The 25,475-nt window shown below is 65.0% G+C and carries 20 protein-coding genes; 7 read left to right on the top strand and 13 right to left on the bottom strand.

What is annotated here, in order from left to right:
• Positions 1-32 precede the first annotated feature (32 nt).
• A complete protein-coding gene (locus ABIE56_RS15235) occupies positions 33-482 on the bottom strand; it encodes a DUF4442 domain-containing protein (protein ID WP_429244635.1) in 450 nt (149 codons plus the stop codon).
• 131 nt (positions 483-613) lie between these two features.
• Here ABIE56_RS15235 and ABIE56_RS15230 point away from each other — a divergent pair, with 131 nt between their 5' ends.
• Positions 614-2,488: a M61 family metallopeptidase gene (locus ABIE56_RS15230; protein WP_429244634.1), complete on the top strand. Its 1,875-nt coding sequence runs from the start codon at positions 614-616 to the stop codon at positions 2,486-2,488.
• Positions 2,489-2,695: 207 nt separating this feature from the next.
• On the opposite strand, the gene ABIE56_RS15225 is transcribed toward ABIE56_RS15230, so the two are convergent.
• The 5 genes from ABIE56_RS15225 to ABIE56_RS15205 all read right to left on the bottom strand — a co-directional run bounded on the left by ABIE56_RS15225 (position 2,696) and on the right by ABIE56_RS15205 (position 6,552).
• The gene (locus ABIE56_RS15225; protein ID WP_429244633.1) at positions 2,696-3,214 is read right to left on the bottom strand and encodes a Dps family protein; all 519 of its coding nucleotides are present in this window, start codon (positions 3,212-3,214) and stop codon (positions 2,696-2,698) included.
• 81 nt (positions 3,215-3,295) lie between these two features.
• Entirely contained in the window at positions 3,296-4,690 is a 1,395-nt protein-coding gene (locus ABIE56_RS15220) for a sensor histidine kinase (protein WP_429244632.1), read from the bottom strand.
• Positions 4,687-5,352, bottom strand: a complete 666-nt coding sequence (locus ABIE56_RS15215) for a response regulator (protein WP_429244631.1) — start codon at positions 5,350-5,352, stop codon at positions 4,687-4,689. Before ABIE56_RS15215 ends, ABIE56_RS15220 begins: the two co-directional genes overlap by 4 nt.
• 62 nt (positions 5,353-5,414) lie before the next feature.
• The gene (locus ABIE56_RS15210; protein WP_429244630.1) at positions 5,415-6,032 is read right to left on the bottom strand and encodes a hypothetical protein; all 618 of its coding nucleotides are present in this window, start codon (positions 6,030-6,032) and stop codon (positions 5,415-5,417) included.
• A complete protein-coding gene (locus ABIE56_RS15205; RefSeq protein WP_429244629.1) occupies positions 6,022-6,552 on the bottom strand; it encodes an RNA polymerase sigma factor in 531 nt (176 codons plus the stop codon). Before ABIE56_RS15205 ends, ABIE56_RS15210 begins: the two co-directional genes overlap by 11 nt.
• Positions 6,553-6,633: 81 nt before the next feature.
• Here ABIE56_RS15205 and ABIE56_RS15200 point away from each other — a divergent pair, with 81 nt between their 5' ends.
• Positions 6,634-8,418, top strand: a complete 1,785-nt coding sequence (locus tag ABIE56_RS15200) for a M14 family metallopeptidase (protein ID WP_429244628.1) — start codon at positions 6,634-6,636, stop codon at positions 8,416-8,418.
• 75 nt (positions 8,419-8,493) lie between these two features.
• Here the strand turns inward: ABIE56_RS15200 and ABIE56_RS15195 are convergent, their stop codons facing one another.
• Both ABIE56_RS15195 and ABIE56_RS15190 read right to left on the bottom strand, forming a co-directional pair.
• The gene (locus ABIE56_RS15195) at positions 8,494-10,116 is read right to left on the bottom strand and encodes a multicopper oxidase family protein (RefSeq protein WP_429244627.1); all 1,623 of its coding nucleotides are present in this window, start codon (positions 10,114-10,116) and stop codon (positions 8,494-8,496) included.
• Entirely contained in the window at positions 10,109-11,791 is a 1,683-nt protein-coding gene (locus ABIE56_RS15190) for a phospholipase C (protein WP_429244626.1), read from the bottom strand. The genes ABIE56_RS15195 and ABIE56_RS15190 overlap by 8 nt, the downstream gene beginning before the upstream one ends.
• 241 nt (positions 11,792-12,032) lie before the next feature.
• Between ABIE56_RS15190 and ABIE56_RS15185 the strand changes: the two genes are divergently transcribed.
• The gene (locus ABIE56_RS15185; protein WP_429244625.1) at positions 12,033-14,159 is read left to right on the top strand and encodes a M13 family metallopeptidase; all 2,127 of its coding nucleotides are present in this window, start codon (positions 12,033-12,035) and stop codon (positions 14,157-14,159) included.
• A 467-nt stretch (positions 14,160-14,626) separates the two neighbouring features.
• Here the strand turns inward: ABIE56_RS15185 and ABIE56_RS15180 are convergent, their stop codons facing one another.
• Positions 14,627-14,758, bottom strand: coding sequence for a hypothetical protein (locus ABIE56_RS15180; protein ID WP_429244624.1), 132 nt, complete (start codon positions 14,756-14,758; stop codon positions 14,627-14,629).
• Positions 14,759-15,461: 703 nt separating this feature from the next.
• Between ABIE56_RS15180 and ABIE56_RS15175 the strand changes: the two genes are divergently transcribed.
• The 3 genes from ABIE56_RS15175 (at position 15,462) to rapA (ending at position 21,393) form a co-directional block, all read left to right on the top strand.
• Entirely contained in the window at positions 15,462-17,762 is a 2,301-nt protein-coding gene (locus tag ABIE56_RS15175; RefSeq protein WP_429244623.1) for a catecholate siderophore receptor Fiu, read from the top strand.
• Between the two features lie 20 nt (positions 17,763-17,782).
• Positions 17,783-18,460 (top strand): Fe2+-dependent dioxygenase, encoded by a 678-nt coding sequence (locus tag ABIE56_RS15170; RefSeq protein ID WP_429244622.1) that lies wholly within the window; start codon positions 17,783-17,785, stop codon positions 18,458-18,460.
• Between the two features lie 101 nt (positions 18,461-18,561).
• Positions 18,562-21,393 carry an RNA polymerase-associated protein RapA gene (rapA, locus tag ABIE56_RS15165; protein ID WP_429244621.1) on the top strand — a complete coding sequence of 944 codons (2,832 nt, stop codon included), beginning with the start codon at positions 18,562-18,564 and terminating at the stop codon, positions 21,391-21,393.
• A gap of 5 nt (positions 21,394-21,398) precedes the next feature.
• Here rapA and ABIE56_RS15160 read toward each other — a convergent pair whose 3' ends face one another.
• Together ABIE56_RS15160 and gloA are read right to left on the bottom strand one after the other, a co-directional pair.
• A complete protein-coding gene (locus ABIE56_RS15160; protein ID WP_429244620.1) occupies positions 21,399-22,049 on the bottom strand; it encodes a rhomboid family intramembrane serine protease in 651 nt (216 codons plus the stop codon).
• A gap of 25 nt (positions 22,050-22,074) precedes the next feature.
• Positions 22,075-22,605 carry a lactoylglutathione lyase gene (gloA, locus tag ABIE56_RS15155; protein ID WP_429244619.1) on the bottom strand — a complete coding sequence of 177 codons (531 nt, stop codon included), beginning with the start codon at positions 22,603-22,605 and terminating at the stop codon, positions 22,075-22,077.
• 316 nt (positions 22,606-22,921) lie between these two features.
• On the opposite strand from gloA, the gene ABIE56_RS15150 reads away from it, so the two are divergent.
• Positions 22,922-23,362, top strand: coding sequence for a hypothetical protein (locus tag ABIE56_RS15150; RefSeq protein WP_429244618.1), 441 nt, complete (start codon positions 22,922-22,924; stop codon positions 23,360-23,362).
• A gap of 22 nt (positions 23,363-23,384) precedes the next feature.
• On the opposite strand, the gene ABIE56_RS15145 is transcribed toward ABIE56_RS15150, so the two are convergent.
• On the bottom strand, positions 23,385-24,974 hold the full coding sequence (locus ABIE56_RS15145) for a hypothetical protein (RefSeq protein ID WP_429244617.1): 1,590 nt from the start codon (positions 24,972-24,974) through the stop codon (positions 23,385-23,387).
• Entirely contained in the window at positions 24,974-25,435 is a 462-nt protein-coding gene (locus ABIE56_RS15140) for a DUF3574 domain-containing protein (RefSeq protein WP_429244616.1), read from the bottom strand. The genes ABIE56_RS15145 and ABIE56_RS15140 overlap by 1 nt, the downstream gene beginning before the upstream one ends.
• Positions 25,436-25,475 lie beyond the last annotated feature (40 nt).

Here is a 25,475-nt window from a genome sequence, read left to right as displayed (position 1 = left end):
GTCATCGATACTGGCAGGCGCAAGGGCTTACGTCACCCCTTGGGCTTCTTCCGCCTCACGTACAGCTGCTTGCGCACCGTGGCGATAAGCTCGCCCGAGGCCGTGCGGATATCGGTATCGAACCAGCGCAGGTGCTTCTGCCCATCGGCGCACTCGGCGCGGATTTCGTCGAGCATGGCGTCTTCCACGCGGAATTCCGCATAGACGTCTTCACGGCCAGGGGCCACGAAGCGGATCTCGCCGGCCTGGTCCCATACGATGTAATCGTTGCCCAGGCTCTTCAGCACCATGATCATCCAGAACGGATCGGTCATGGAAAACAGGTTGCCGCCGAACTGGGTTCGCACGTAATTGCGGTTGTACCAGGCGAGCTTGAGCTTCACCTTCGCATAGCGGTAATCATCGAACCGCAGGACGCGGATGCCGGCAAACAGGAACGGGGGCCAGGCGTTGAGGATGCGCCGGAGGGTGGGTGCTTTCATGCCTGCCATCGTAGCGGCGCTGCCAGCCTGGTCGAAGCCCCCCGTTTCAAACGCCCGTGACCTCTGGCATATACGTCGCCGGGTCCACCCGTTCCACCATCGGGGCTTCATCCGCCGCCGGGATCCACCCCATGCGCTTTACCCTTCGCCGTGCCACGCTTGCCTCCGCCCTTGCGCTTGCCATCGCCGCCCCCGCCGCGTTCGCCCAGGAGCTTCCCGCCCCGGTGGACCAGGCCTACAAGGGCAATCTTTCGGTCACCGTGGACCTTACGGACCAGGCGCGCCACCTGCTGCACGTGCGCGAGAGCATTCCGGTGTCGCCCGGCCACACCATCCTGTACTACCCGAAGTGGATTCCCGGCGAGCACGGCCCGAGCGGCCCGCTGGCCAATGTCGCCGGCTTGCAGGTAACGGCGAACGGCAAGAAGATCCCCTGGCGCCGCGACCTGAAGGAAATGTTCGCCTTCCACGTCGATGTACCCGAGGGCGTGGACAGGCTCGACCTGAGCTTCGATTACCTGGATTCGGCCACGCCGCACTACATCCCGCTGGAGTTCAACGAGGTATCGTTCTACCCCGCTGGCTACTACACCAGCAAGATCAACATCGAGCCGAGCGTGAAGCTGCCGGCGGGCTGGAAGTTCGCCACCGCACTGGAAACCGCATCGCAGGATGGCGATACCGTGAAGTTCAAACCGGTGAGCTACGAGAACTTCGTGGATTCCCCGCTGATCGCCGGGCAGTACTTCAACCGCGTGGATCTTGCCCCGGGCCAGTCCGTGCCGGTGCACCTGGATATCGTGGGTGAGACCGCCGAGAGCGTGAAGATCACCGACAAGCAGATCGCGCCGCAGCGCAACCTGGTGGTACAGGCGAACAAGTTGTTCGGCGCACACCACTACGGCCATTACGATTTCCTGCTGGTCGTTTCCGACCATACGGGCCACTTTGGCCTGGAGCACCACCAGTCCAGCGATGATCGCCTGTTCGCGAACTTCCTGACCGATCCCAAGGTGCACGCCGCCGCCGGCACACTGCTGCCACACGAGTACATCCACTCGTGGAACGGCAAGTTCCGCCGCCCGGCCGATCTGTGGACGCCGACCTTCACCGAGCCGATGCAGGATGACCTGCTCTGGGTTTACGAAGGCATGACCGATTACTGGGCCGGTGTCCTCACCGCGCGCTCGGGCATCTGGACGACCGACCAGTGGCGCGATTCGCTGGCCTCGATCGCCGCCGATATGGGCGCGCGCACGGGCCGCCAGTGGCGCTCGCTGCAGGATACGGCCGATGGCATCCCGCTTTCGTCGCGTGGCTCGTCGGGCTGGGTGAACTTCCGCCGCAGCTCGGATTACTACCCGGAAGGCCAGATGTTGTGGCTGGACGTGGATACGAAGATCCGCGATCTCTCGGGCGGCAAGCACACCCTGGATGAGTTCGCCAAGGCGTTCTTCGGCATGGATAGCGGCAACTACACGCCCAAGACCTACACGTTCGATGACGTGGTGAAGACCCTTAACGACGTGCAGCCGTACGACTGGGCGAAGTTCCTGCGCGAGCGCCTGGATTACACCGGCGATACCATGCCTGAGAAGGGCATCGAAGGCGGTGGCTGGAAGCTGGCGTTCGACGACAAGCCGAGCGAGTTCGCGCAGACCCAGGAAAAGCTGCGCAAGGCGATCAACCTGTCCTACTCGCTCGGCATCCAGGTCTCGGATAAGGGCGAAGTGCGCGATGCGCAGTGGGAAGGCATCGCCGCGAAGGCGGGCCTGGTTCCCGGTGTCACGATCGTGGCCGTGAACGGCAAGGATTTCTCAGGCCAGGTGCTGAAGGATGCCGTGGCCGATGGCAAGAACACGACCACGCCGATCGAGTTCCTGGTGAAGAACGTGGATGACTACCAGACGATCAAGGTGGACTACCACGGTGGCCTGAAGTACCCGCACCTGGTGCGCGGCGAAGGCAAGGACCTGATCGGCGCCATCGCCACCCCAAAGAAATGAGGTAAAACGATCGCGCGCAAGCGCGCTCCCACACTTGCGTCCTCGTAAATCCAACGAAGCGGCGTTTGTAGGAGCGTGCTTGCACGCGATTCAAAAACACGGCGGCGAAGCCGCAGCGTCCCGACGTGCTTGCACGCGATTCAAAAACACGGCGGCGAAGCCGCAACCTCCCGACGTGCTTGCACGCGATTCGACATGCGCGAACGCTTATTTCTCGCGCGCAATCTCGAACAAGAACCATGCGCGGCGCTCGGCCTCGTCGATCCAGTTTTCGATCAGGCTGGCCGTGGCCACGTCGGCATACTCATCGCACACGCCATGCGTCTCGCGCAGCGCCGCGATGAAGCGCATGTTGTCCTCGCGCAGCTCGGCGATCATGTCCTGCGGCGTGACGAAATCCGCATCATTGTCGGAAAGGCGCTGCAAGCGGCTGATATGGCCGATGGAACGCACCGTCGTGCCACCGATCTTGCGTACGCGCTCGGCAATATCGTCGGTGATGGCGAAGATCTGGTCGGACTGTTCATCCAGCAGCAGGTGCAGGTCACGGAAGCGCGGACCGGACATATGCCAATGGAAGTTCTTGGTCTTCAGGTAAAGCGCGAACGTATCGGCAAGCAGCGCATTCAGTTCGGCTGAGATATCGCGCGTCGCGTCGGCACCGAGACCACTGGGGGTCAGCAGGTCGCCCTTGCGGCGGGTCTTGGCGGCTTCGGTGTTCTTCATCGCGTTGGCTCCTACGGGGGTGGCTCCCGAGGATGCACGCACGGCACCGGCAAAAGCTTGGATGAACCGACTTGGGGGCCTTTAGCCCTGCAATGGCAGCGTCACAACCACGCGCAGGCCGCGCCCGTGGTCGCGGTCCAACAGCTCGACGGAAGCGCCGTGCAACTCCGCGGCACGCTGCACGATGGAAAGTCCGAGGCCATAACCGGTGCCGTGCGTGTCGGCGCCGCGCTGGAAACGACCGAACATGCCTGCGCGGCGGTCGGCGGGAATGCCCGGGCCATCGTCCACCACCTCGATCACCGCGTGCGTATCGCGCTGCGCGATGGAAAGGGCGACATGCCCGCCGGCAGGAACATGCCGGAACGCATTATCGAGGAGGTTACGCAGCAACGCGGCCAGGGCGACCGGATAGCCCTCGACCACCAGCCCATCCTCCAGATGATCGATGGCCAGTTCCACGTTACCGCGCGCGATAACCGGCGAGAGCTCGTCCACCACATCCAGCGCCAGCGCCGCGAGATCGACCCGCGCGCGCGGGCCGGAGGCGGCGCCGGCTTCCAGGCGGGCGAGCGCCAGCAGCTGTTCCGTGCGGCGAGCCAGCGAAACCAGGCATTCGCGCGCCGCCTCCAGCGCGGCTTGCGCTTCATCCGGGCGTGCCGACGCCAGTGCGTTTTCCAGGTTGATCATGGTCGATGCGAGCGGCGTGCGCAGCTCGTGGGCCACATCCGCACTGAACCGGCGTTCGCGCTCCAGCGCACTTTCCAGCCGGAAAATCTGGTCGTTCAGCGCCGCCATCACCGGTTTCAGTTCTTCCGGCGCATCGTCGAGGTGGATGGGTGCGCGGCTTCCCGGCTCACGATCGGCGAGAGCGTGGGCGAGATCCTCCAGCGGGCCCAGGCCGCGGCGAATGGCCCAGCCCACCAGTAACGCCAGCAGGGGCAGGCCCAGCAACGTGGGCAGGCCATGCTCCAGCCACAATGCGTGGGTGATCTCGTGGCGGCTGTCGTAGCGCTCCCCGGCGCGGATCGTGATGCCCTGCTCTTCCATGATCAGGGTGAACACCCGCCACGTGTAGCGGCCGTGGGTGATGTCCTCGAACTGGCCATCGGGCACGTGGGTGCGTGGCACGCCCGAGAGATTTTCGGTGGCCATCAGCAAGGTGCCGTCGCGGTCAAACACCTGGAAGCCCACTTCGGATTCGTAAGTGCGCCCCTGCACGGTCAGCTCGGCAGGATGGTTGGAGACGCTGGGGACGAGCAGGCGGGCGGTGCGTTGTTCGCGCAACTGGGTGACACCAATGCGGTTCACCAGCACTTCAAGCGTACGCGCCGCCTGGGCCAGGCGGCCATCGGAAAGTTCATCCACTTCTTCGAGGGTGCGCTGCGCGCTGAGCATGCCTAGCGGCAGCAGCACGGCGGCCAGCACGCCGATGATGAGCAGCAGCAACCGCGAGCGAAGGCTCAACGACCTCACGTGGGCTCCCGCGGAACCATATAGCCAAAGCCGCGCACCGTCTGGATCGCCTCCGGGCTCAGTTTGCGGCGCAGCGCATGCACCAATACTTCGAGGGCGCTGGTGCTTACCGCGTTATCCGGGCCATACAGCGTGGTTTCCAGCGCCTCACGGCGGACGATTCGCCCTGCCCGCTCCATCAACGCCTGCAGCAACGCGAATTCGCGCCGGGTCAGATCCACCTTGGCGCCACGCCAGGTCACATCGAACGTACCCAGGTCGAGGCTGAGCGCGCCAGCCTCGAGGCGGTTCACCGCCTCGCCACGGGCGCGGCGCGATAGCGAGCGGATGCGCGCGGCGAGTTCATCCAGGTGGAACGGCTTGACCAGGTAATCGTCCGCGCCCGCATCGAGCACCTGGATGCGCGAATCCAGTTGATCGCGCGCGGACATGACGATGACCGGCGTGGTAACCCGCAGGCGGCGTGCTTCGGTCAGCACGTCCAGGCCATCCCTGCCCGGCAGGCCCAGATCCAGCAGGACCAGGTCGGCCTCCTGCTCACGCAGGGCCGCCAGCGCCTCCTCGCCGTCTCGCAGCCACGTGATGGTGTGCGCCAGCCGTTCCAGCGCGCGGCGGATAGCGTCGCCAAGCTGGGCGTCGTCTTCGACGAGGAGGATGTGCACGCGGGCATGGCCTTGGAAAGAGGGACACGGCGGATTATCGGGAGAGCCAGCTTAGCGCCTCCTTACACCGGCCCACTGTCCGTGAAGCGGGCGAGTTCCTCCAGCCGCTCACCGGCCCGCCGCACTGAACCACCTTCGGGCGCCTTGATGTACCGGGAAAGGACGAGGAAGCCGCCGAGGCAAACGAACCCCGCCAACACGTTGAACCCCATGAAGACCGGGCGCGCGGCCACGATATCCACGCCCAGCAGGGCAAACGCCCAGACCAGCATTGGTACCCACATAAAGCACCCCACGACGCCAAACCAGTAGCCCTCCCGAATCCGCCACGCCCGCAGTTCGGCCACCCGCTTCTGCAGCGTGAGCACCGGTGCCGTCTCGGTGGCGTGTGCGGCAAGCACCAGGTTGCGCGCCGCCGCCACGATCATGGCGATACCGTAGGCATGCAGGAGCAGCCCGGCCACCAGCGGCCCCGCGGCATCGCGGTGATCGACCCAGAATGATCCGGCTGCCAGGGCCAGGCCGGCGCCCAGCGCGGCCTGCATGGCCTGGCCCCAGCGCAACGGACGCAGCTCCGAACGCACGCCGGAGACGGCCCGTCCGGCAACCAGCGATACCTCCAGCGCCGACAGGCGCCGATCCAGGATCGCCCAGCCCTCTTTGAGTTCATCAAGTTCCATGCGGTACTCCCTTTTCAACCGGTGCCGGGCCGGCAAGCTGACGGCGCAGGCGCTGCTTGAGGCGCGCGATACGCGTGCCCACGTTGGTCTCGCTAAGGCCCAATACGGCGGCGATCTCCGCGTAGGGCAGTTCATCCAGGTACAACAGCGCCAGTGCACGCTCCAGTGGCTCCAGGGCCTCGATCGCGCGGGCCAGTTGCGCCAGCCGCTCGTCCGGCTCGGCGATGGGCATGCCACCTTCCAGCGCATCGAGCACGTCCGCACCCAGCAGGGCCGGCTTCTCCCGCTCCCGGCGTGCGTGCGACAAGCCCACGTTCAGCGCTACCCGGTACATCCAGGTCGCAAATGGGCGGCCCGGGTCGTAGCTACCGAACGATCGCCATACCTGCAGCGCGATGTCCTGCGCCAGGTCCTGGCGGTCATCCGCATGGCGGGCGTACACGGCCGCCACCTTGAACACGATCCGCCGGTGCTCGTGCAGCAGCGTTTCACATCGTCGTCGGCGTTCCTCGTCGGCCATGGCCCCTCCTCTTTCCCCCATGATTCGCCCGGCGCGGAAAAAAATCACACAATGGCCGGATTCCCCGTCCCGGAAGGTTCCATGCGCGCTACCCGCCTTTTCCTTGCCCTACTCGCCGCCGCCCCGCTCTCGCTCCCGGCGAAGGATGCCTGGACCACCCCGGCCGAGGCCTCCGCCTTCCATACCACGCCTTCCTACGCCGATACCGTGGCCTATCTGCATCGCGTGGCCGATGCCTCGCACGGCACAGTGACCATGCAGACCTTCGGCACCACACCAGAAGGCCGGCCCATGACCGTGGTGGTCGCGGCAAAGGATGGGGACCTCACCCCGGAGAAGGCCCGTGCCGCGGGCAAACCCATCGTGCTGCTACAGGCCGGCATCCACCCGGGCGAGATCGAAGGCAAGGATGCGGGGCTGATGCTGCTGCGCGACTTTGCCGTCACCGGCAAGCTGGCCCACCTGCTCGACCACGCCGTGCTGGTGTTCATCCCGGTGTACAGCGTGGATGGCCATGAGAATTCAGGCCCGTACTTCCGCATCAACCAGAATGGCCCGGACGAGATGGGTTTCCGCGGCCAGTCGCAGTACCTCAACCTCAACCGTGACTACGTGAAGGCCGACGCCCCGGAAACCCGCGCGTGGCTGCAGCTGTGGAACACGTGGCAGCCCGATCTGCTGATCGATATCCACACCACCGACGGTGCGGACTACCAGTACGACCTGACTTACTACACCGAGGATGCACACAAACTGCCGCCCTCTGTAGCGGCATGGCAGAAGAACGTCATCGAAGGCGACGCGATACCGGCTTACGAGAAGATGGGCCACCTCGCATCGCCCTACCTTGAGTTCAAGGATGGGCGCGACCCGACCAAGGGCATCGAGAACTTCGGCTCAGGTCCGCGCTTCTCCACCGGCTATGCCGCGATCCGCAACCGTGCCGGCCTGCTGGTTGAGACCCACATGCTCAAGCCCTATGCCGTGCGTGTGCAGGGCACCTACGACGTGGTGCGCGCCGTGCTCGGCGGGATCAACAAGGATCCTGCGGCCCTGCTGAAGACATCGAAGGATGCCGATGCCTGGGCGGCATCGCTCGCTGCGGCGCCGGGCGCATCGATCCCGGTCACCTTCAAGGCGGATCCCACGCCGAAGCCGTTCACGCTGAAGGGCTTTGCGTTCACGCAGACGAAGAGCGACATCTCCGGCGACACGTGGATCCAGTACGACCCGACGAAGAAAAAGACCTACGCGATCCAGAGCTGGCTCGACCTGCAGCCCGACGTGGCCGCGCCGCTGCCGGCCGCGTGGGCCATCCCGGCCCAATGGACCAAGATCATCGCCCGGCTCGATGCGCACCACATCCCGTACACCCGGACACAGGCGGCGGCGAAGGTGCCGGTGACCCAGGACATGCTTACCGACCCAAAGTGGGCGGAGAAGCCGTTCGAGGGCCACCATATGCTGCGCGATGTGACCATCACCGCTTCGACGCCCACGGTGACGTTGCCCGCGGGCACGGTCATCGTGCGCACCGACGATGCCGAGGCCGTGCTCGCTGCGAACCTGCTGGATGCGCGCGCCCCGGACTCCCTGCTGCGCTGGGGCTATCTCGATGCGATCTTCGAACCGAAGGAATACGGCGAGCCGCGCGTGATGGAAGCGCTGGCGCGCAAGATGATTGCGGAAAATCCTGCGCTCAAGGCCGAGTTTGACGCGAAGGTCGCGGCTGATCCCGCGTTTGCCGCAAGCCCGCGCGCACGCCTGTCGTTCTTCTTCGAACGCAGCCCGTGGTACACGGCGCAGAAGGTGGGTGCGTACCCCGTGGTTCGCCTGGATAACGCCGCGCTACAGCAAATCAAATAAATGCAGGGGCGCGTTTGCGCGCGATGGGTGCTTGCAGCAGGCCCGATCGCGCGCAAGCGCGCTCCTACACAAGCGTTACGCGACCACTTCGAACGGCCGCATCATCTCGTTGGCCTCGTGTTCGGCCAGGTGGCAGTGCCAGGCATATCGCCCGGCGTAGCCATCGAAGGTCGCCACGATGCGCGTCACCATGCCGGGATAGGCCTGCACCACATCCTTCCAGCCGCGCTCGTGCGGCGGGGGTGGCTGGGCAGGGCCGACGTAGCGGATGGTTTTCTTTTCCATGTACTCGTCGACGTCATACGGGCGCCGGTCCAGGATCTGGAACCGCACCAGGTGAAGGTGTACCGGGTGGGTATCCTCGGTGAGGTTCACCAGGTTCCACATCTCGGTGGAACCCAGCTTCACCGTCTCGGTCACCGGATCGTGCCAGCGCTTGCCGTTGAGCAGCATGAGCATCGGCGTGGCCACGCAATCACTGTATTCGTCGAGTGTCATCTCGCGGGTCTTCGCCGCACTCGTTTCAGTAAAGCGGGTGATGTCACGCAGCGCATCGGGCACGCGGCTGTCGTCCTGTACCTGGCCCTGCCCCACCGCGAAACGCATCAGCGGCAGCGCGTCGTTCATCAGCTCCACGGTACCCCCGCGGAGGGCGGCGAAGTCCACCACGATGTCGGCACGCTCACCAGGCGCGAGGAAAATGGCACGCAGGGTTGCCGGTGCGGCGAGCAGGCCCTGATCCGAACCGATGACCTGGAACGGCCGGCCGTCCTTGAAGCGGAGATGATAGAAGCGCCCGTTGGCCGCGTTGACCACGCGCAGGCGGTAGCGCCGTGGTTGCACATCGGCACGCGGAAGGATCGCGCCGTTGACTAACGTCAGGTTGCCGAACACTTCCGGCACCCATGGCGCGCTGGCGTCACCCGAATCGGGGTAATACAGCCGGCCGTCGTTGCGCACCCAGCGGTCGGCGATGATCAGCGGTAACTCGAACTCACCCGAAGGCAGGCCCAGCGAGAGCTCGTGCTCATCGCGCAGCAGGTACAGCCCCATCAGCCCGGCGTACATGTTCAGCCGGTTAATACCCATCGCGTGGTCGTGGTACCACAGCGTGGCGGCGTCCTGCGCGTTCGGGTAATGGTGGCGGCGGGATTTCCCCGGCACGTACCAATCTTCCGGATAACCATCGTCCTTGCGCGGTACTTTCGCCCCGTGCAGGTGGGTGATCGCGCGCACCTCGGGCTTGTCGGCTTCCGCGCCGCAGATGTTGTGGTCCACTGGCAAAAAGTGCTTCGTGGGCAACGCGTTGTCCCAGGCCACGTCGAACGCCTGGCCGCTGCGCGCCTCAATCGTCGGCCCGGGGTAGCTGCCGTTGTAGGTCCACAATTCGGTGGGCGCAAGATCGCGGTGCAGCTTCTGGCTGCTGGCCGCCATGCGCACGGTAAGGAGCTTGCCCGGCTCCGGGCGCAACACAGGTGGGATGGGTAGCGGATCGACGAACGCCGCGAGCTTGGCCGGATCGACCAGTCCCGGCATGTGGGTGGTATCGCCCATGGCGTGCATGCACAGGTCGTTGCCGACCTTGCCCGCGGGCGCGGCCTGCATGTGCTTCATGTCATGCGCAAAAAGCCGCGACGGGATCCATCCCGTCGCGGCCACGCAACCCACCGTCTTCAGGAAACGACGGCGATCACCCATGCTTGTTTCCGTACGGCCACGCGGTGGGCTGGCCGGTCTTCTCGTCCAGGATCAGCTTGCGCTCGAACAGGCGTGGCAGGAAGAAATCGAACATGGCGTCGATACGCCCCGCCGTGGCATCGCTGGAACCGCCGCCCAGGCGCTTTCCGTCGAGCCAGTTGTCTTCGATGAAGCGCGTGATCGAGCTCTGGTCGGTGACGTTGTGGTCCACGAAGTTATCGCGGGCCCACGGCGAGACGACCAGCAGCGGCAGGCGCGGGCCGAAGCCGCAGCGGCCCATGGCCGGCGTCTTGCCATCGATACCCGGCAGCACGGTGCGGCCCTTGCAGACACCGTCGCCGTCGAGCGCATCGGTGGTACCGGTCGAGGCGTGCACGTGCGGCGGATCCTGGTGGTCGTACCAGCCATCGGAGTCGTCATACGCGATGACCACGGCCGTGTCCTTCCACTCGCCGCTCTGCTGCAGGGCGTTGATCACCTTCACCACGAAGGCCTGCTCATCCAGCGGATCGGAATAACCTGCATGACCGTCCTGGTAAGCGGGCGCTTTCAGGAAGCTCACCGCCGGCAGGTTGCCCGCATCCAGCGCATCGTAGAAATCCTCGATGTCGTACTGGTGGTTCGCTGCATCGGTCTTCCCGATCATCGCCACCGAGGTCGGGCGGGCGTGCGTCGGGTTGGCCGTGGAGGGGTAGTACTGGAACGGCTGGTGGTGCGGGCTGTAATCGTTCGAGTTGGTCTTGGTCACCGCCGAGAGCGTGCGGCGCGCGCAGCCCGTGCTGCCATCGGCATTGGTGCGGGTCAGGTCGAAGCCACCCTGGAACCAGCCCCAGGTCACGTTGCGATCGTTCAGCAGGTCGCCAACGTTGCGGCCACCCATCGTGGCCTGGTTCGAGGTGGGCGACGAGCACACATCACCGATCGGGTCCGGATCGCCGATCATGGTCAGGCCGCCGTGGCCATCGTCGGTCTCCGCACCGGTGCCGTTGAGCGTGTCGACCACACCGGCGGTCTGGCCCGAGATCAGGTTGATCGCACCCGGGGACGACGGGCCGAACACCGTGCCGTAGCTGTTATCGCTCATGGCGAAATGCTGGGCATAGTTCCAGTAGGCGGTGACGGTGTTACCGTCGTAATAGCCCATGACCTGGCCCTGGCCCTCTTCCGAGGCTTCGCCACCCGGCAGCGCTTCACCGTGGCCGGTGTACAGCGGGAACAGGTCCATCTTGCCGCCGTGGAAGGCGCGCTGCTCGGAGGTGTAGCCATGGTCCTGGTCGGCCGTGGCCGCCTGGGCGCGGGTCAGCCGGAACGGGTTGATGGCCGCATCGCCGTTGGCGCTGTTGGTGGCGTTCGGGTTACGGGTGAGCAGCTTGCGGTCCAGCCCGTTGACGCCGGGGGTGAACGGCCGCGCATAGAAGGCCGGTTCGCCGTGTCCGTTCCCGGCGTAGGGGTAGGTGCCAAAGTAATGATCGAAGGAGACGTTCTCCTGGAAGATCACCACGATGTGCTTGATGGGGGTGGCGGTGCGCGGGTCGTTGCCGTGCCCGCCGTGGCCCCAGCCAAACCCGAGCGCGCTGCTTGCCGCGTCCGCCGGAGCGTTCTGCTGGGCGACCACCAGGGTGGCGGCCGAAAGGGATAGCACGCAGGCGATGCCTGCGGCCAGGATCTTGCGCATGACAGTGGCTCCTCGGTGGTTGTAACGCCGACTGGCTAGAGGCCGCATCCCCTGTCATGCGGTAAGGCGGAGCGTAGGAACCTGTTATGACAGGCGCAGGACAAAACGACCCCTTCGTTGCGTTATTTCTCAAACCATGACTTTCGTCACGGTCGGCCCACGGCGGACCCCGCAAGGACTATCCTCGGGCGGGGGCGGCGCCGGGGAGTGCCGTTTCGTGACCATCCACTGAGGGATATCCATGACCAAGCAGTACCTGAAGCCGCTCGCGCTGGCACTGAGCGTTGCGCTCGTCGGCACCGCGTGCAGCAAGCACGATGATGCGGAAACCGCCGCTCCGGCAGCCAACCAGCCGGCCGCTGCCAGCACCGCCCCGGCCGCTGCCGCCGCGCCCGCCAAGCCGACCTTCGACGTATCCGAGCTCGATTCCGGCATCAATGCCTGCGACGACTTCAACGGCTTCGTCAACAGCAAGTGGGTCGCCGCGAACCCGATTCCGGAAGATCGCACCCGTTGGGGCGCGTTCGACCAGCTGGCTGAGAACAGCCTCAACACCCAGCACGATATCGTCGACGCCGCCGACAAGGGCGCCGATAGCGCCAAGGCCGGCTCGATCGAGCAGAAGATCGGCCTGATCTACCGCTCGGGCATGGACGAGAACGCCATCGAGAAGGCCGGCGTGGAACCGCTCAAGCCGGAACTGGCCAAGATCGATGCGCTGAAGACCCCGCAGGACATCGCCGATTTCCTCGATGCCAGCTTCAACGACGGCAACAGCTACGTGTTCGGCTTCGGCGCGGGCGCCGATTTCCAGAACGCCAAGGTGCAGATCGGCTACGCACAGCAGGATGGCCTGGGCCTGCCGACCAAGGATTACTACACCGACCCGAAGCAGGCGGATAACCGCAAGGCTTACGTCGATTACATCGCCAAGACCCTGACCCTCGCCGGCGTTTCCGACGCCGATGCGAAGAAGCAGGCCGACGACATCATGAAGTTCGAAACCCAGCTGGCCGCCGCGTCGCTGGCACCGGTCGAACTGCGCGCGCCGGAAAACCAGTACCACTTCGTTTCCGTGAAGGAAGCGGACAAGATCACCCCGCACTTCAACTGGGAGAAGTTCTTCGCCGCCCAGGGCGTGACGATCGACAAGGGCTTCTCGCTTTCGCAGCCCAAGTTCTTCGCCCAGTTCGACAAGATGCTGGCCAGCACCCCGGTCAGCACCTGGCAGGCCTACCTGCGCTTCCACGCGATCGATAGCGCCTCGCCGTACCTGTCCAAGACCTTCCAGGACAACAAGTTCGATTTCTACGGCAAGACCCTCGCCGGCCAGCCGCAGCAGAAGCCGCGCTGGAAGCGCGTGCTCGGCACGGTGAACTCGTCGATGGGTGAAGGCCTCGGCCAGCTGTACGTGGCCAAGGTGTTCAAGCCGGAAGCAAAGCAGCGCGCGAACGAGCTGGTCGATAACGTGCGCAACGCCCTCAAGGCGCGCATCGAGAAGCTCGACTGGATGAGCGACGAGACCAAGCAGAAGGCCATCGCCAAGTGGAACACCTTCCTGCCGAAGATCGGCTACCCGGACAAGTGGCGTGACTGGTCGGGCCTGGAAGTGACGGGCACGAACTACTTCGGCAACGTGGAATCGGCCAGCAAGTTCAACTACCACTACGATATTGCGAAGATCGGCAAGCCGACCGACCGCCTCGAGTGGGGCATGACCCCGCAGACGGTGAACGCGTACTACAACCCCACCGACAACACGATCAACTTCCCGGCCGCGATCCTGCAGCCGCCCTTCTTCGATGCCAACGGCGATGACGCGATCAACTACGGCGGCATCGGCGCGGTGATCGGCCACGAAGCCAGCCATGGTTTCGATGACGAAGGCAGCCAGTTCGATGGCGAAGGCAATAACAAGAACTGGTGGACCGACGCGGACAAGAAGAAGTTCGAGGAGCGCACCGGCAAGCTGGTGGCGCAGTTCGACGAATACGCGCCGATCAAGGGCGAGCCGGACCTGCACGTGAACGGCAAGCTGACCCTGGGCGAGAACATCGCCGACCTGGGTGGCCTGAACGTGGCTTACGATGCGCTGCAGGAAGCGCTGAAGAAGAACCCGCAGGAAGCGGATTCGAAGATCGATGGCTACACGCAGGACCAGCGCTTCTTCCTGAACTGGGCGCGCGTGTGGCGCGGCTCGGTCCGTGACAAGCAGGCCAAGCTGTACCTGAACGTGGATCCGCACGCTCCGGCGTCGCTGCGCGCGATTGGCGCACCGTCGAACATGGAGTCGTTCGCGACGGCGTTCCAGTGCAAGCCGGGCGCGAAGATGATCCGCGAGGGCGATAAGCAGGTGAAGATCTGGTAACTCGCGTTACCGATCCCGCTCTGCGTTAAGCAAAGGCGCCGCATGCAAATGCGGCGCCTTTTTCTTTGTGGCTCTTGAGCGGCTCGCCTTCGGCCTCGCGCTAGTGAATCGGTTCATTCGCTAGCGCGAATGCCTGTAACCAGCGGCTTGCGCCGCCTCTTGCTGGTGGGCTTGAGGCGAAGAGACCTTGGTGCCCACCCTCGCTGCTCAGACAGGTCCTCCGCGTTCGGTGCGGAATGCGCCTCCGGCGCATGGTTTACCTATGTGGCCTTCGGCCGCTCTCTTGTGCGGAACTCGCCTCGAGGGTGGGCACCAAGGTCTCTCTGATACACCGAGGTTGCGCAGCGGAGAGCCCGGGCCCGGTAGCGCCCCGCCCTTGTAGGAGCCACCCTGTGGCCGACAGCTTTCGCGACACCGCCGCAGGACCTGCGCGTGATCAACCAACAAAGCGATGACGCCGTATTAAGTCACTGTGCCGTCGCCACCAGCGTCGCCTGCACTTGCGAGGGGCCTGCGGTCACAAACGCCCCCATCGTCAACACACAGGTCAGCACGGCAGCAGCGAAGAAGGTCTTCAGCAAGAAGGTCTCGACTTTCATGGTGGTTCTCCTTGGGCATATCGGGTGAGGCATGAGCCCCTTTGCCCTAGACGTTGCATCCCCCATGCCAACGCTCGCGATACCGCGCAAACGGCGCCACTAAGCCATTTCAACCGATGTGCCCCGACGCGCACCGCGTGTCCGCGGACGAATCCTGTCCGGACACCCACGCCCACCGCAGACAACGCACCGGCTCTCCATCAATAGACCTCATGGATCAAAAGAGCCGTCGGTGCCCACCCTCGAGGCGAGTTCCGCACAAGAGAGCGGCCGTAGGCCAAATAAGTACACGGGCCGCGTTAGCGGCCATCCGGTCCGAACGCGGAGGACCTGTCTGAGCAGCGAGGGTGGGCACCGACGGCTCTGTGCCTCAAGCCCTCACGAGCGAGGCGGCCCAAGCCGCTGGTTACACGCATTCGCCCACGGCGAATGAACCGATTAAGAAGCGGCAACCGCATTCGGCGTCACCGCTTCGTTGGCTTATCGCGCGCGAGCGCGCTCCTACACGTGTCGTTGATGGCAACCACAGAGTAATTGCAACTCGTTCTCATTCTCTTTACGATACGCGTTCTGTAGGTGTCGCACCCTGCGTTTTCTAGGGACAACCCGAGCCAACTCCCACCGCGGGCCACCAGCCTGCGCGGGTCAGCTCGTGCCCGCGGCAGCCCAAACCGTTTCCCATGCCCCTCCAAGGAAAGCGTCCATGGCCCACATCAAGAGCCGCAAGCATCCCGTGCCCGCTGCGCGCACCGTCGGTGCCGCCGTCCTCCTCACCCTCGCCCACACCGCCGCAGCTGCCGACGTGCCGCCGCAGCAGGCCAAGGTGAACGACGCACAGGCCCTGCCCGGCATGCAGGTCGAAGCCGACCGCTCCTCGGACTACCGCGTCGAAAAAGTCTCCTCGCCCAAGTTCAGCCAGTCCCTGCTCGACACCACCCAGTCCATCCAGGTCATCGGCAAGGAACTGATCCAGCAGCAGGGCGCTACCACCCTCACCGAGGCACTGCGCAACAGCCCCGGCGTCGGCACCTTCTACGTGGGTGAGAACGGCACCACCAACACCGGCGATGCCATCTACATGCGCGGCTTCGATACCTCCGGCAGCATCTTCGTCGATGGCGTGCGCGATCTCGGCACCGTCTCGCGCGATGTGTTCAACATCGAACAGGTCGAAGTCACCAAGGGCCCGGACGGCACCGAATACGGCCGCACCGCGCCCACCGGCGCCATCAACCTGGTTACCAAGCAGCCCGTGCTCGGCAACGGCATCAGCGGCAGCGTGCAGGGCGGCAGCGGTTCGCGCGAGCGCGCCACCGCCGACCTCAACCGCCAGATGGGCGACACGGGCGCCTTCCGCCTCAACGTGCTGAAGCAGAACAGCGGCGTCGCCGGCCGCGACCAGATCGAACAGAACCGCTGGGGCATCGCCCCCTCGCTCGCGTTCGGCCTGGGCACGCCCACCCGTGTGTACCTGAACTACCTGCACGTGAAGCAGCGCAATACACCGGATGGCGGTATCCCCACCATCGGCCTGCCGGGTTACACCTCGCCGGATACGCGCGCGTTCCTCAACAATGCGCCGAAGGTCGATACGGATAACTTCTACGGTACCGCGCAGGACCACGATAACAACACGCAGGACCTGTTCACCGTCATCGTCGAGCACGATTTCAATGACAAGGTCGCGATCCACAACACCTCGCGCTGGGGCCGCACGCAGCAGGATTACCTGCTGACCTCGTTCATGGGGGCCACCGCCAACCTGCTCACGCCGAACCCGACCGATCCGTCCACCTGGACCATCGCGCGCAGTTCGCCGACCTTCAAGCACCAGTCCAACCGCATCGCCACCAACCAGACCAACGTCACGGCGTCGATCGGTGAAGGCGCGGTCACGCAGGACATCAGCGCCGGTATCGAACTCACCCAGGAAGTGGCCAAGACCGTCGGCATCGCCGCGCTCACCGGCAGCACCTGGCCGGCGGCCAACCTGTACAAGCCCTATTCCGACGTGCGCGGCCTGCAGTACGCCGAGAACGGCGCCAGCAGCTACGGCAAGACCAATACCGCGGCGGCGTACTTCTTCGACACGATCAAGTTTGGCGAGCAGTGGCAGGTGAACGCAGGCCTGCGCCTTGATCACTACAAGACCGACTTCAACAGCCTCGTGGTCTGCGGTGCCCGTAACGGGCCGGTCTGCGGCCGCCTGCCCACGGGCAGCATCGTGCGAGGCGTGGATGCGAAGACCAGCGACAACCTGAAGAATTACAAGCTCGGCATCCTGTACAAGCCGGCGGCGAATGGCAGCATCTACGCCAACTTCGCGCAGTCGCAGCAGCCCCCGGGCGGCAACACGCTGACGCTTTCAAGCGCCACCAACAGCGCTGACAACCCGAGCTTTGACCCGCAGAAGGCACGCACCGCCGAAGTGGGTACGAAGTGGGACCTGCTCGGTTCGAAGCTGCTGCTCACCGGCGCGCTCTACCGCACCACCGTCACCAATGACCTGGTCCAGGATCCCACCGACCTGCTGTACTACCAGATCGGCAAGAAGCGCGTGACGGGCGTGGAAATCACCGCCGTGGGCAAGATCACCGATGACTGGGCGATCAGTGCCGGCTTCACCACCATGAACGCCAAGGTGGAAACCGGCACGAATGTGTCGCAGGACGGCAGCTCCGACCTCGCCTACACGCCGAAGCAGGCGTTCACACTGTGGAGCACGTACCACTTGCCGTTCAACCTCACGGTCGGCGGCGGCGCGCGTTACAACGGCGAAATGAAGCGCGGCACCGATGGCGCCGTGGGCACGCCCGACCACACCGAGAGCTACTGGGTGTTCGATGCGATGGCCAGCTACCCGGTCAACCGCAACCTGGACCTGCAGCTCAACGTTTACAACCTGTTCGACAAGAACTACGTGGCGGCGATCAACAAGAGCGGTTATCGCTACACTCCGGGTACGCCGCGTTCGGCCATGCTGAGCGCCAACTTCCGGTTCTGATCGCCCCGAGGTTATCCATCATGCTCCTGCACATTCCCGACGTGCTCACCTCAGATGAGGTCGCAGGGATGCGAAAGCAGATGGATGGTGCCGGGTGGACCGATGGCAGGGAAACTGTCGGTCCGCAGGGCGCCAGGGTTAAGCGGAACCTGCAGCTTCCGCAGGCATCGCCGTTGCGTAAGGCACTCGGCGACCAGGTGGTGGCGGCGCTTGGCCGCCACCCGCTCTACCACGCCGCGGTGCTGCCGCTGCGTACACTTTCACCCCGCTTCAATCGCTACGAAGGCGGTGGTGAGTATGGCTTCCATATCGATGGCGCCGTGATGGCCGTGGATGGCGAAGCGCATGTGCGTAGCGATGTCTCGTGCACGCTGTTCCTCGCCGATCCGGAGGAATACGACGGCGGCGAACTCATCATCAGCGACCTGTACGGCGAGCACGAAGTGAAACTGCCCGCTGGCGATGCGATTGTCTATCCCTCATCGAGCCTGCATCGGGTCACGCCGGTCACGCGCGGCGCACGCATCGCCTCGTTTTTCTGGGTGCAGAGCCTGGTGCGCGATGACAGCGCGCGCCGGCTGTTGCTTGAGATGGATACGGCGATCCGCAAGCTCTCCGCCGATGGCGCCGACCAGGCATCGATCCTGCAATTGACGGGCGTTTACCACAACTTGCTGCGCCGATGGGCGGAAACCTGAGTTTGCAGCGGGTTTTTGCTGGTATTTAACGAAAAGGTAGGCACGCGGGCCCCCGGGGCGGGATAATCGTCCGCCCCCCCAATGTCGTAGCCCTATCAAGCATGTTTCAACCCGGTCAACGCTGGATCTCCACCGCCGAACCCGAGCTAGGTCTCGGCACCATCCTCCGCGTCGAAGGGCGCGGCGTGCAGGTCCTGTTCGCCAAGGCCGGGGTTTTGCGCCCTTACGCCGTCGATAGTGCCCCCCTGGTTCGCGCGGAATTCCGCGCCGGGCAGCGCGTATCCGGCAAAGGCATCGCCTTCCTGGTGGAACGCGTGGAGACCCGCGAGGGCCTGCTCGTGTACCGCGGCGAAGGCCGCGAGCTGGAAGAAGGCCAGTTGGATGACGAGCAGGCCATGTCCCAGGCGGATGACCGCCTGATCGGTGGCCGCACCGACACCAACGACAAGTTCGACCTGCGCGCCGAAGGCCTGCGCCGCCGCGCGGAGGCACGCAAGTCCGCCTCGTGGGGCCTGGAATCGTCGCGCATCGGCCTGGTGCCCCACCAGTTGCGCGTAGCCGGCATCGCCGCGTCGCGCCGGCCGCCACGTGTACTGCTGGCCGATGAAGTGGGCCTGGGCAAGACGATCGAGGCCGGCATGATCCTGGCCCGCCAGCTTGCCGCCGGCCGTGCCGAGCGCGTGCTGGTGCTCCTGCCCGAAACCCTGGTGTACCAGTGGTTCGTGGAGCTGCTGCGCCGCTTCAACCTGTCGTTCTCCATCTTCGATGAAGAACGCTGCGAAGCCATTGAACAGGGCAACGACGGCCGTAACCCGTTCGAAGACGAGCAACTGGTCATCGCCGATTTCGCCTTCCTGGAGAGCGCGCCCAAGCGTGCACGCCAGTTGATGGACGCCGGCTGGGACCTGATCGTGGTCGATGAGGCCCACCACCTTGAGTGGACGCCGGAAGGCGCAAGCCCGCGTTACCAGCTCGTTGAAGAACTGGCCGTGGCCACGCCGGGTGTCATCCTGCTCACCGCCACGCCGGAACAGCTGGGCCGCGCGGGCCATTTCGCCCGCCTGCGCCTGCTCGATCCGCAGCGCTACAGCGACCTGGATGCATACCTGGCCGAGTCGGCCGAGTTTGCCCCGGTGTCCGAGCTTGCCACCACGCTCGCCGAAGGTGCGCCGCTGGAGCCCGCGCAGCGGGCGCTGCTGAGCGAGCGCTTCAAGGGTGATCGTGAGATGTCTGCCCTGCTCGACCGGCCGAACAGCAGCGCGGCCCTGCTCGCCGCGCTGATCGACCGCCACGGCACCGGCCGTGCCATGTTCCGCAACCGCCGCGCCGGTATCGGTGGGTTCCCGCGCCGCGTGCCGGAAGTGCTCGAAATCGATCCGGGCACGCTGGCTCCCGGGCGCCGCGACGCGCTCCTGGCCGAGTTCCGCTCGGATATCCAGCAGCCGCCTGCGCCACTGGAAGTCGATTATTCCGATGATCCGCGCATCACCGAACTGATCGGCCTGCTCGACGCGCACCCGAACGACAAATTCCTGTTGCTGTGCCGTAGCCAGGGCAAGGTCATGGCGATCGAAGATGCCCTGCGTACGCGCAGCGGGGTCGGCGTGGCCCGCTTCCATGAAGGCCTTGGCATCGTGCAGCGCGACCGTAACGCGGCATTCTTCGCCCAGCCCGATGGCGCGCGCCTGCTCATCTGTTCGGAAATCGGTTCCGAAGGCCGCAACTTCCAGTTCGCGCACCGCCTGGTCATGTGGGATCTGCCGCTCGATCCGGACCTGCTGGAGCAGCGCATCGGCCGCCTCGACCGTATTGGCCAGAAGCACGACATCGTGATCCACGTTCCCGTGGTCTCGGAAAGCGCCCAGCACATCCTCGCCCGCTGGTACGACGAAGGCCTGGATGCGTTCCGCACCAGCCCGGCCGATGGCCGCGAACTACTGCGCCGCTTTGGCCCGTTGCTTTCGTCGCTGGCCGATGAGCACGCCCGCGAAGACGACAACCGCGACCAGGAACTCGATGCGCTCATCGCCGAGACGCGCGGCGCGCACGAAGAACTCTCGGCGCTGATCCACTCAGGCCGCGATCACCTGCTCGAACTGGCCGCCAGCCGCGATCCGCATGCCGATGAGCTGGCCAGCAGCTTCGCCCGCGACGACAACGATCCGTCGCGCGATGCCTTTATCCAGCGCCTGTTCGAGATGTACGGCGTGCACGCCGAAGAACTGGCGAAAGACATCACCCTGCTCGATCCGCAGTACCTCTCGACCGATGGCCTGCCCGGCTTCGCCGATGGTCCGCTCTCGGTGACGTTCTCGCGTGAAACCGCATTGGCCCGCGAAGACCTGCCGCTGCTCCGCCTTGACCACCCGATGGTGCTGGCCGCCGTGGACCTCCTGGTTTCGGGCGAAACGGGCAATGCCGCGTTCCTCGTCGACGATAACCTGCCGGTACGCACCGCCCTGCTCCAGTCGGTGTACGTGCTGGAAGTGGTCGCCGATCGCAAGCTGGATGCGGGCCGGTTCCTGCCGACCACGCCGCTGATGATCTCGGTGGATACCAAGCTCACCGAGCGCCCGAACTTCCGCCCCAGCGACGTGGCCCTGCGCCGCGCGGCCGATCGCAATATCGATGTGGCCCGCTACCGCAAGTTCCTGTCGAAGCTGGTGCCGCCAATGCTCGAGCACGCGAAGGACCTGGCCGAAGGCCGTGCCGAGGTGCTGAAGATCGAGGCAGTGGAGATGGCGACGGAAGTGCTGAATGGCGAGTTCAGCCGCCTGCTGGCCCTGCGTGGCGTGAATCCGTCGATTACCGAAGCCGAGATCCAGGCCGTGGCCGCCGAACGCAGCGCCTTGCTCGATGCCCTGCCCGAGGCGCGCCTGCGCCTGGATGCGGTGCGATTCGTGGTGAGCCCGGACTTCCTGGCGTTGCGCTAAGCCGCTTAGTGACCGGGGCGTGGTGGCCTGACACCCCACGCCCACAGCAGTGCCAGGCCGGCCACCAGGCCGCCCAGGTGGGCGAAGTGCGCGATGCCCGCCAACGTGCCGGTGACGCCGAAGAACAGTTCGGCGGCACCGTACAGCGTGACGAAAAGCCACGCGGGAATACCCACCGGGATGGGGATAAGCATGAGCTTCTCCCGCGGGAACAGCACGGCGAATGCCGCCAGCAAGCCGAAGATGGCACCCGACGCACCCACCGTCGGGTACATCTTGTCCGGCTGGAAGAAGTACAGCACCGCCAGCTGCGCCACACCCGCCGCCACCAGGCATACGAAGTAGTAGATGGTGAAGCGGCGCGCGCCCATCACGCGTTCCAGCAGGCCCCCGAACATGTACAGCGCGTACATGTTCAGCACGATGTGCATGACGCTGCCATGCAGGAACGCGTAAGTGACCAGCTGCCAGGGCCGGAAACCCAGCCCCAGCACGTTGCCACCCACGTTCACCGCCATATCGTGGCCGATGGGCCACAGTGCGAGCCACTGCGTGACCGCCAGGGTGTTGTCATCGTCGAGCAGTTGCTGCAACGCGAACAGCACGATATTGGCGATAAGCAGGTTACGGGTAACCGGTGGCAAGCGCGGGGACATGGAGGCTCCGGGAGGTGGTGCTGGATCAGACCGACAGCGGGGTCGGCTGGAGGATTTCGATCCAGTATTCGTCCGGGTCGCGAATAAACGCAATGTGGCGCATGCGGCCGTCGGTCAGGCGCTTCTGGAACGTGACGCCCAGGGCCTCGAAACGGGCGCAGGCCGCGTTGACATCGGGCACGCTCACGCACAGGTGGCCAAAACCGCGCGGCTCCGTGTTGCCGTTGTGGTACGGGGTTTCCGCTTCGAGCTCGGTGCCGTGATTGTGAGTGAGCTCCAGCACGCCCGGCTGGCTCAGCACCCAGCGCTTGCGCTCTTCGTCGTCATCGGGGATGAGCGAGCGATCGCCGACGAGCACAAGGTAGACGATGGTGAACTTCGCCTCCTCGAACACGTTCTTGTACACGGGCGTGAAGCCGAGCACGCGGGTGTAGAAATCCAGCGATACATCGAGATCGCGGACGCGGATCATGGTGTGGTTGAAGACATACCGGCGCGTGGCGATATCCGGCGTAGCGGTGACACCCGGCAACGAGGTCAAGTCAGAAAGGGGCATGGGGATAGGCTCCTTGGGGGGACAATCTCCAAGGGTGGCCGCACCGCCCGCCCAATTCAAGCGCGACAAACCGCCGCTACACAAATAAGGCGAACACCTACACCGCCGCGCGGGCGCCGCCTTCACGGGCACCCCCGATACCGTAGGTCGGGGCATTCCCCTACCCGCGCTGTCGACCGGGCCTGACTGCGTCCATTCCTGTGCCGAACGACGATGACCCGACATCTTCGACCGTCACACGGAAGGACGTACAACTATGCTCGGCAGAAACATTCCCAAGCCACGATCCAGGTGGCGTCGGGTCATACAAAAGCAAATGCCGAACGATCCCGTACATATTCTCTCGTCGGCAACGACGGGTGGTCGAATCAACCCTCACGGAGGTCAGGAGCTGGCCTTGATGCTCGAAGGGATTAAGCCCTTCGCCATGTTCGGGCAAACCGATGACATGGCCCGCGATGAGGTGGGCGACGAAGAGTTTGCGACCTTCGTAGAGCGGGGGCAGCTCGTCTATGAAGGAATTCACTATCCCGATGAAAGCTATACACGGCATTATTACGCGTTGCCGACCGAAACGTGGCGCATCAAGGCAATGCACGCTCTCAAGAGTGAGGATGCCGATCTGAAGTTCCCATCGTTTACCCTCGACGACTACTACCGAATGGTCGGCTTCCTACTCGGTTACAGCAAAGCCGACGTCGAGACGTTCATAGAGTCGTCGCGGGCGCGCCGCGAGCGGATGGCCCACCGACAGTAAAAAGATAGAACAGCCCGCCACTTTAGGCGGGCTGTTTCTGCGTGATACCGAGCAGCCCTAGCACAACAGCCAAGGCCGCGTATGACCCGACAAACTGCCACACCAGCGATCGCGACATGGGATCGAGCAGCCACGGCAGGTAGACGGCGCCGATGGGCTGTACCGAGTGGATGATGCCGAAGGCGGTGAGCACGCCGCCCAGGGCAACGATGCCGGCCGCCTTGCGCACGTGCCCGTCGATCATCGCCACGACGAAGCTGGCCCACACCATGGATGTGATGATGAAGCCGTTGCCGAGGATCACGATGGTGGCCATGGCGGAGACACCGTGCGAACCATCGGCGTACAACGCCGCGAAATGCTCGGGATCGACAATGGAGGGATCGCCCAGCTTGATCGCGACCATGCGTGCAATGGCCGGGAAGAAGCTGAACACCACGGCCGCCGCGTAGCGCAGCGGTACCGCCTCGAACGCCTGAACGGTGATGCCGATGGCGACGAAGACGAGGATGGGCGCCAGCACGGCGACCGGCAGCAGCTCGACCAGGTTGGAGAGGTAGCCGAAGATGCCACCCAGGCCGATGATGAGGCCCGTGACCAACGTGTAGCCCGTCCGTGCGCCCATCGCCTTGTAGGCGGGCTGGCCGATGTAGGGCGTGGTCTGGGCCACGCCGCCGCAGATGCCTGCCACCAGGGTGGCGAGCGCCTCGACCAGCAGGATGTCGCGGGTGGGGTAGTCATCCCCCGCGGCGCGTGCACTCTCGGTCACATTGATGCCGCCCACGACCATGAGCAAGCCAAACGGCAGAATCAACGGCAGGTACGGAACCGTGGCGGGCAATCCATCGATAAAGCCCAGGGATGGCCACGGGAAGCCAAGCCGCCACTCCCACGCGGCCGGCGCGTGGTAGCCGGTACCAAGCAGGCCCAGCGGGCCGAGCGAGTAATACAGCACCACCGCCACGACGCCCGCAGCAAGCACGCCCGGCGTGCCGAACGGCAACCGCCGCTTCGCCACCAGGGCGTAAAGCACGATGCCCAGCCCGGCGAAGCCCACCACCGGCACACGCAGGATCTCGACCAGCGGCAGGAAGCCCATCAGCACCAGCGCGATGCCGGCGATGGAACCAAGTAACCCGGCGCGCGGCACGTTCCGCTGCACCCAGGCGCCAAAGAACGACAGCACGAACTTCAGTACGCCCATGACGACCAGCGAGGCCATGCCCAGACGCCAGGTGGCCTCGCCCGCCGCGGCGGGGTCCATGCCACCGGCGCGGTAGCCCGCGAACGCGGGGCCGAGCACTAGTAAGGCCATGGCGATGCTGGTGGGCGCATCAAGGCCCAGGGGCATCGCGGTGACATCCGCCCTGCCCGTCCGGCCGGCGAGCCGCCTGGCCATCCATGTGTAGGCCAGGTTGCCCAATAACACGCCCAGCGCGGTGCCGGGGAACATGCGCCGGTAGACGATATCGGCGGGCATGCCGAAGATGCCGATCAGCGCCGTGGCAAGGAACGCCAGGATCGACAGGTTATCGACAACGAGGCCAAGGACACCGTTGAGGTCTCCGCCCCCGAAGGCGCGGCGACGAACGGGAGCAACGGGCGCGGCCATCAGAACGACACGTCCGCAGGCTGGGTCACGCGCAGCACCGACTGGTCACCGGTCTTCGCCTTCCATGCCACGCGGATCGCCTCGACGTCCTCCCGGTGCGCCGGGGTGTCGGGGTAAAGCAACAGCAGCAGCTTCGAACGCAGGCGCTCCGGCTGGGCCTGGCCTTTGCCCTGCCACTGGCCGTACACATCCACCACCGAGAGGCCATCGGGGAAGCGTGAGGTCACTTCGCGATCCAGGAAAGCGCGCCAGCCGGCCTCGTCGACGCCCCCGTTCCCCCCCTCGAGCCCCAGCCCGAAGTACAGCTCCGTACGCACCCAGCCTGCCGTGCTGCCCGGGTGGGCTGCATCGCCGGCCAGGGTGGCAGAAGTGCCGCTGCCAACGGGCGCGTGGGAAGGCGGCGTAGCGCAGCCAGCGAGGAAGAGCGAGGCGACGAAGGCAATGCCTGCGAGCGTTTTCATGCGGTTTCCGGAAGGTATGTGGTTATGGACGTCCATACGG

It is taken from the genome of Luteibacter sp. 621, assembly GCF_050435445.1.
Lineage (GTDB): Bacteria > Pseudomonadota > Gammaproteobacteria > Xanthomonadales > Rhodanobacteraceae > Luteibacter.
Note: the sequence above shows the minus strand (reverse complement) of the source record. Positions and strands in the feature narration are given on the sequence as shown.

Bases quoted from the DNA above. Each gene is read 5' to 3' on its own strand.
- ABIE56_RS15235 (WP_429244635.1), bottom strand. From the start codon at position 482: ATGAAAGCACCCACCCTCCGGCGCATCCTCAACGCCTGGCCCCCGTTC.
- ABIE56_RS15230 (WP_429244634.1), top strand. From the start codon at position 614: ATGCGCTTTACCCTTCGCCGTGCCACGCTTGCCTCCGCCCTTGCGCTT.
- ABIE56_RS15225 (WP_429244633.1), bottom strand. From the start codon at position 3,214: ATGAAGAACACCGAAGCCGCCAAGACCCGCCGCAAGGGCGACCTGCTG.
- ABIE56_RS15210 (WP_429244630.1), bottom strand. From the start codon at position 6,032: ATGGAACTTGATGAACTCAAAGAGGGCTGGGCGATCCTGGATCGGCGC.
- ABIE56_RS15205 (WP_429244629.1), bottom strand. From the start codon at position 6,552: ATGGCCGACGAGGAACGCCGACGACGATGTGAAACGCTGCTGCACGAG.
- ABIE56_RS15200 (WP_429244628.1), top strand. From the start codon at position 6,634: ATGCGCGCTACCCGCCTTTTCCTTGCCCTACTCGCCGCCGCCCCGCTC.
- ABIE56_RS15195 (WP_429244627.1), bottom strand. From the start codon at position 10,116: ATGGGTGATCGCCGTCGTTTCCTGAAGACGGTGGGTTGCGTGGCCGCG.
- ABIE56_RS15190 (WP_429244626.1), bottom strand. From the start codon at position 11,791: ATGCGCAAGATCCTGGCCGCAGGCATCGCCTGCGTGCTATCCCTTTCG.
- ABIE56_RS15185 (WP_429244625.1), top strand. From the start codon at position 12,033: ATGACCAAGCAGTACCTGAAGCCGCTCGCGCTGGCACTGAGCGTTGCG.
- ABIE56_RS15180 (WP_429244624.1), bottom strand. From the start codon at position 14,758: ATGAAAGTCGAGACCTTCTTGCTGAAGACCTTCTTCGCTGCTGCCGTG.
- ABIE56_RS15175 (WP_429244623.1), top strand. From the start codon at position 15,462: ATGGCCCACATCAAGAGCCGCAAGCATCCCGTGCCCGCTGCGCGCACC.
- ABIE56_RS15170 (WP_429244622.1), top strand. From the start codon at position 17,783: ATGCTCCTGCACATTCCCGACGTGCTCACCTCAGATGAGGTCGCAGGG.
- rapA (WP_429244621.1), top strand. From the start codon at position 18,562: ATGTTTCAACCCGGTCAACGCTGGATCTCCACCGCCGAACCCGAGCTA.
- ABIE56_RS15160 (WP_429244620.1), bottom strand. From the start codon at position 22,049: ATGTCCCCGCGCTTGCCACCGGTTACCCGTAACCTGCTTATCGCCAAT.
- gloA (WP_429244619.1), bottom strand. From the start codon at position 22,605: ATGCCCCTTTCTGACTTGACCTCGTTGCCGGGTGTCACCGCTACGCCG.
- ABIE56_RS15150 (WP_429244618.1), top strand. From the start codon at position 22,922: ATGCCGAACGATCCCGTACATATTCTCTCGTCGGCAACGACGGGTGGT.
- ABIE56_RS15145 (WP_429244617.1), bottom strand. From the start codon at position 24,974: ATGGCCGCGCCCGTTGCTCCCGTTCGTCGCCGCGCCTTCGGGGGCGGA.
- ABIE56_RS15140 (WP_429244616.1), bottom strand. From the start codon at position 25,435: ATGAAAACGCTCGCAGGCATTGCCTTCGTCGCCTCGCTCTTCCTCGCT.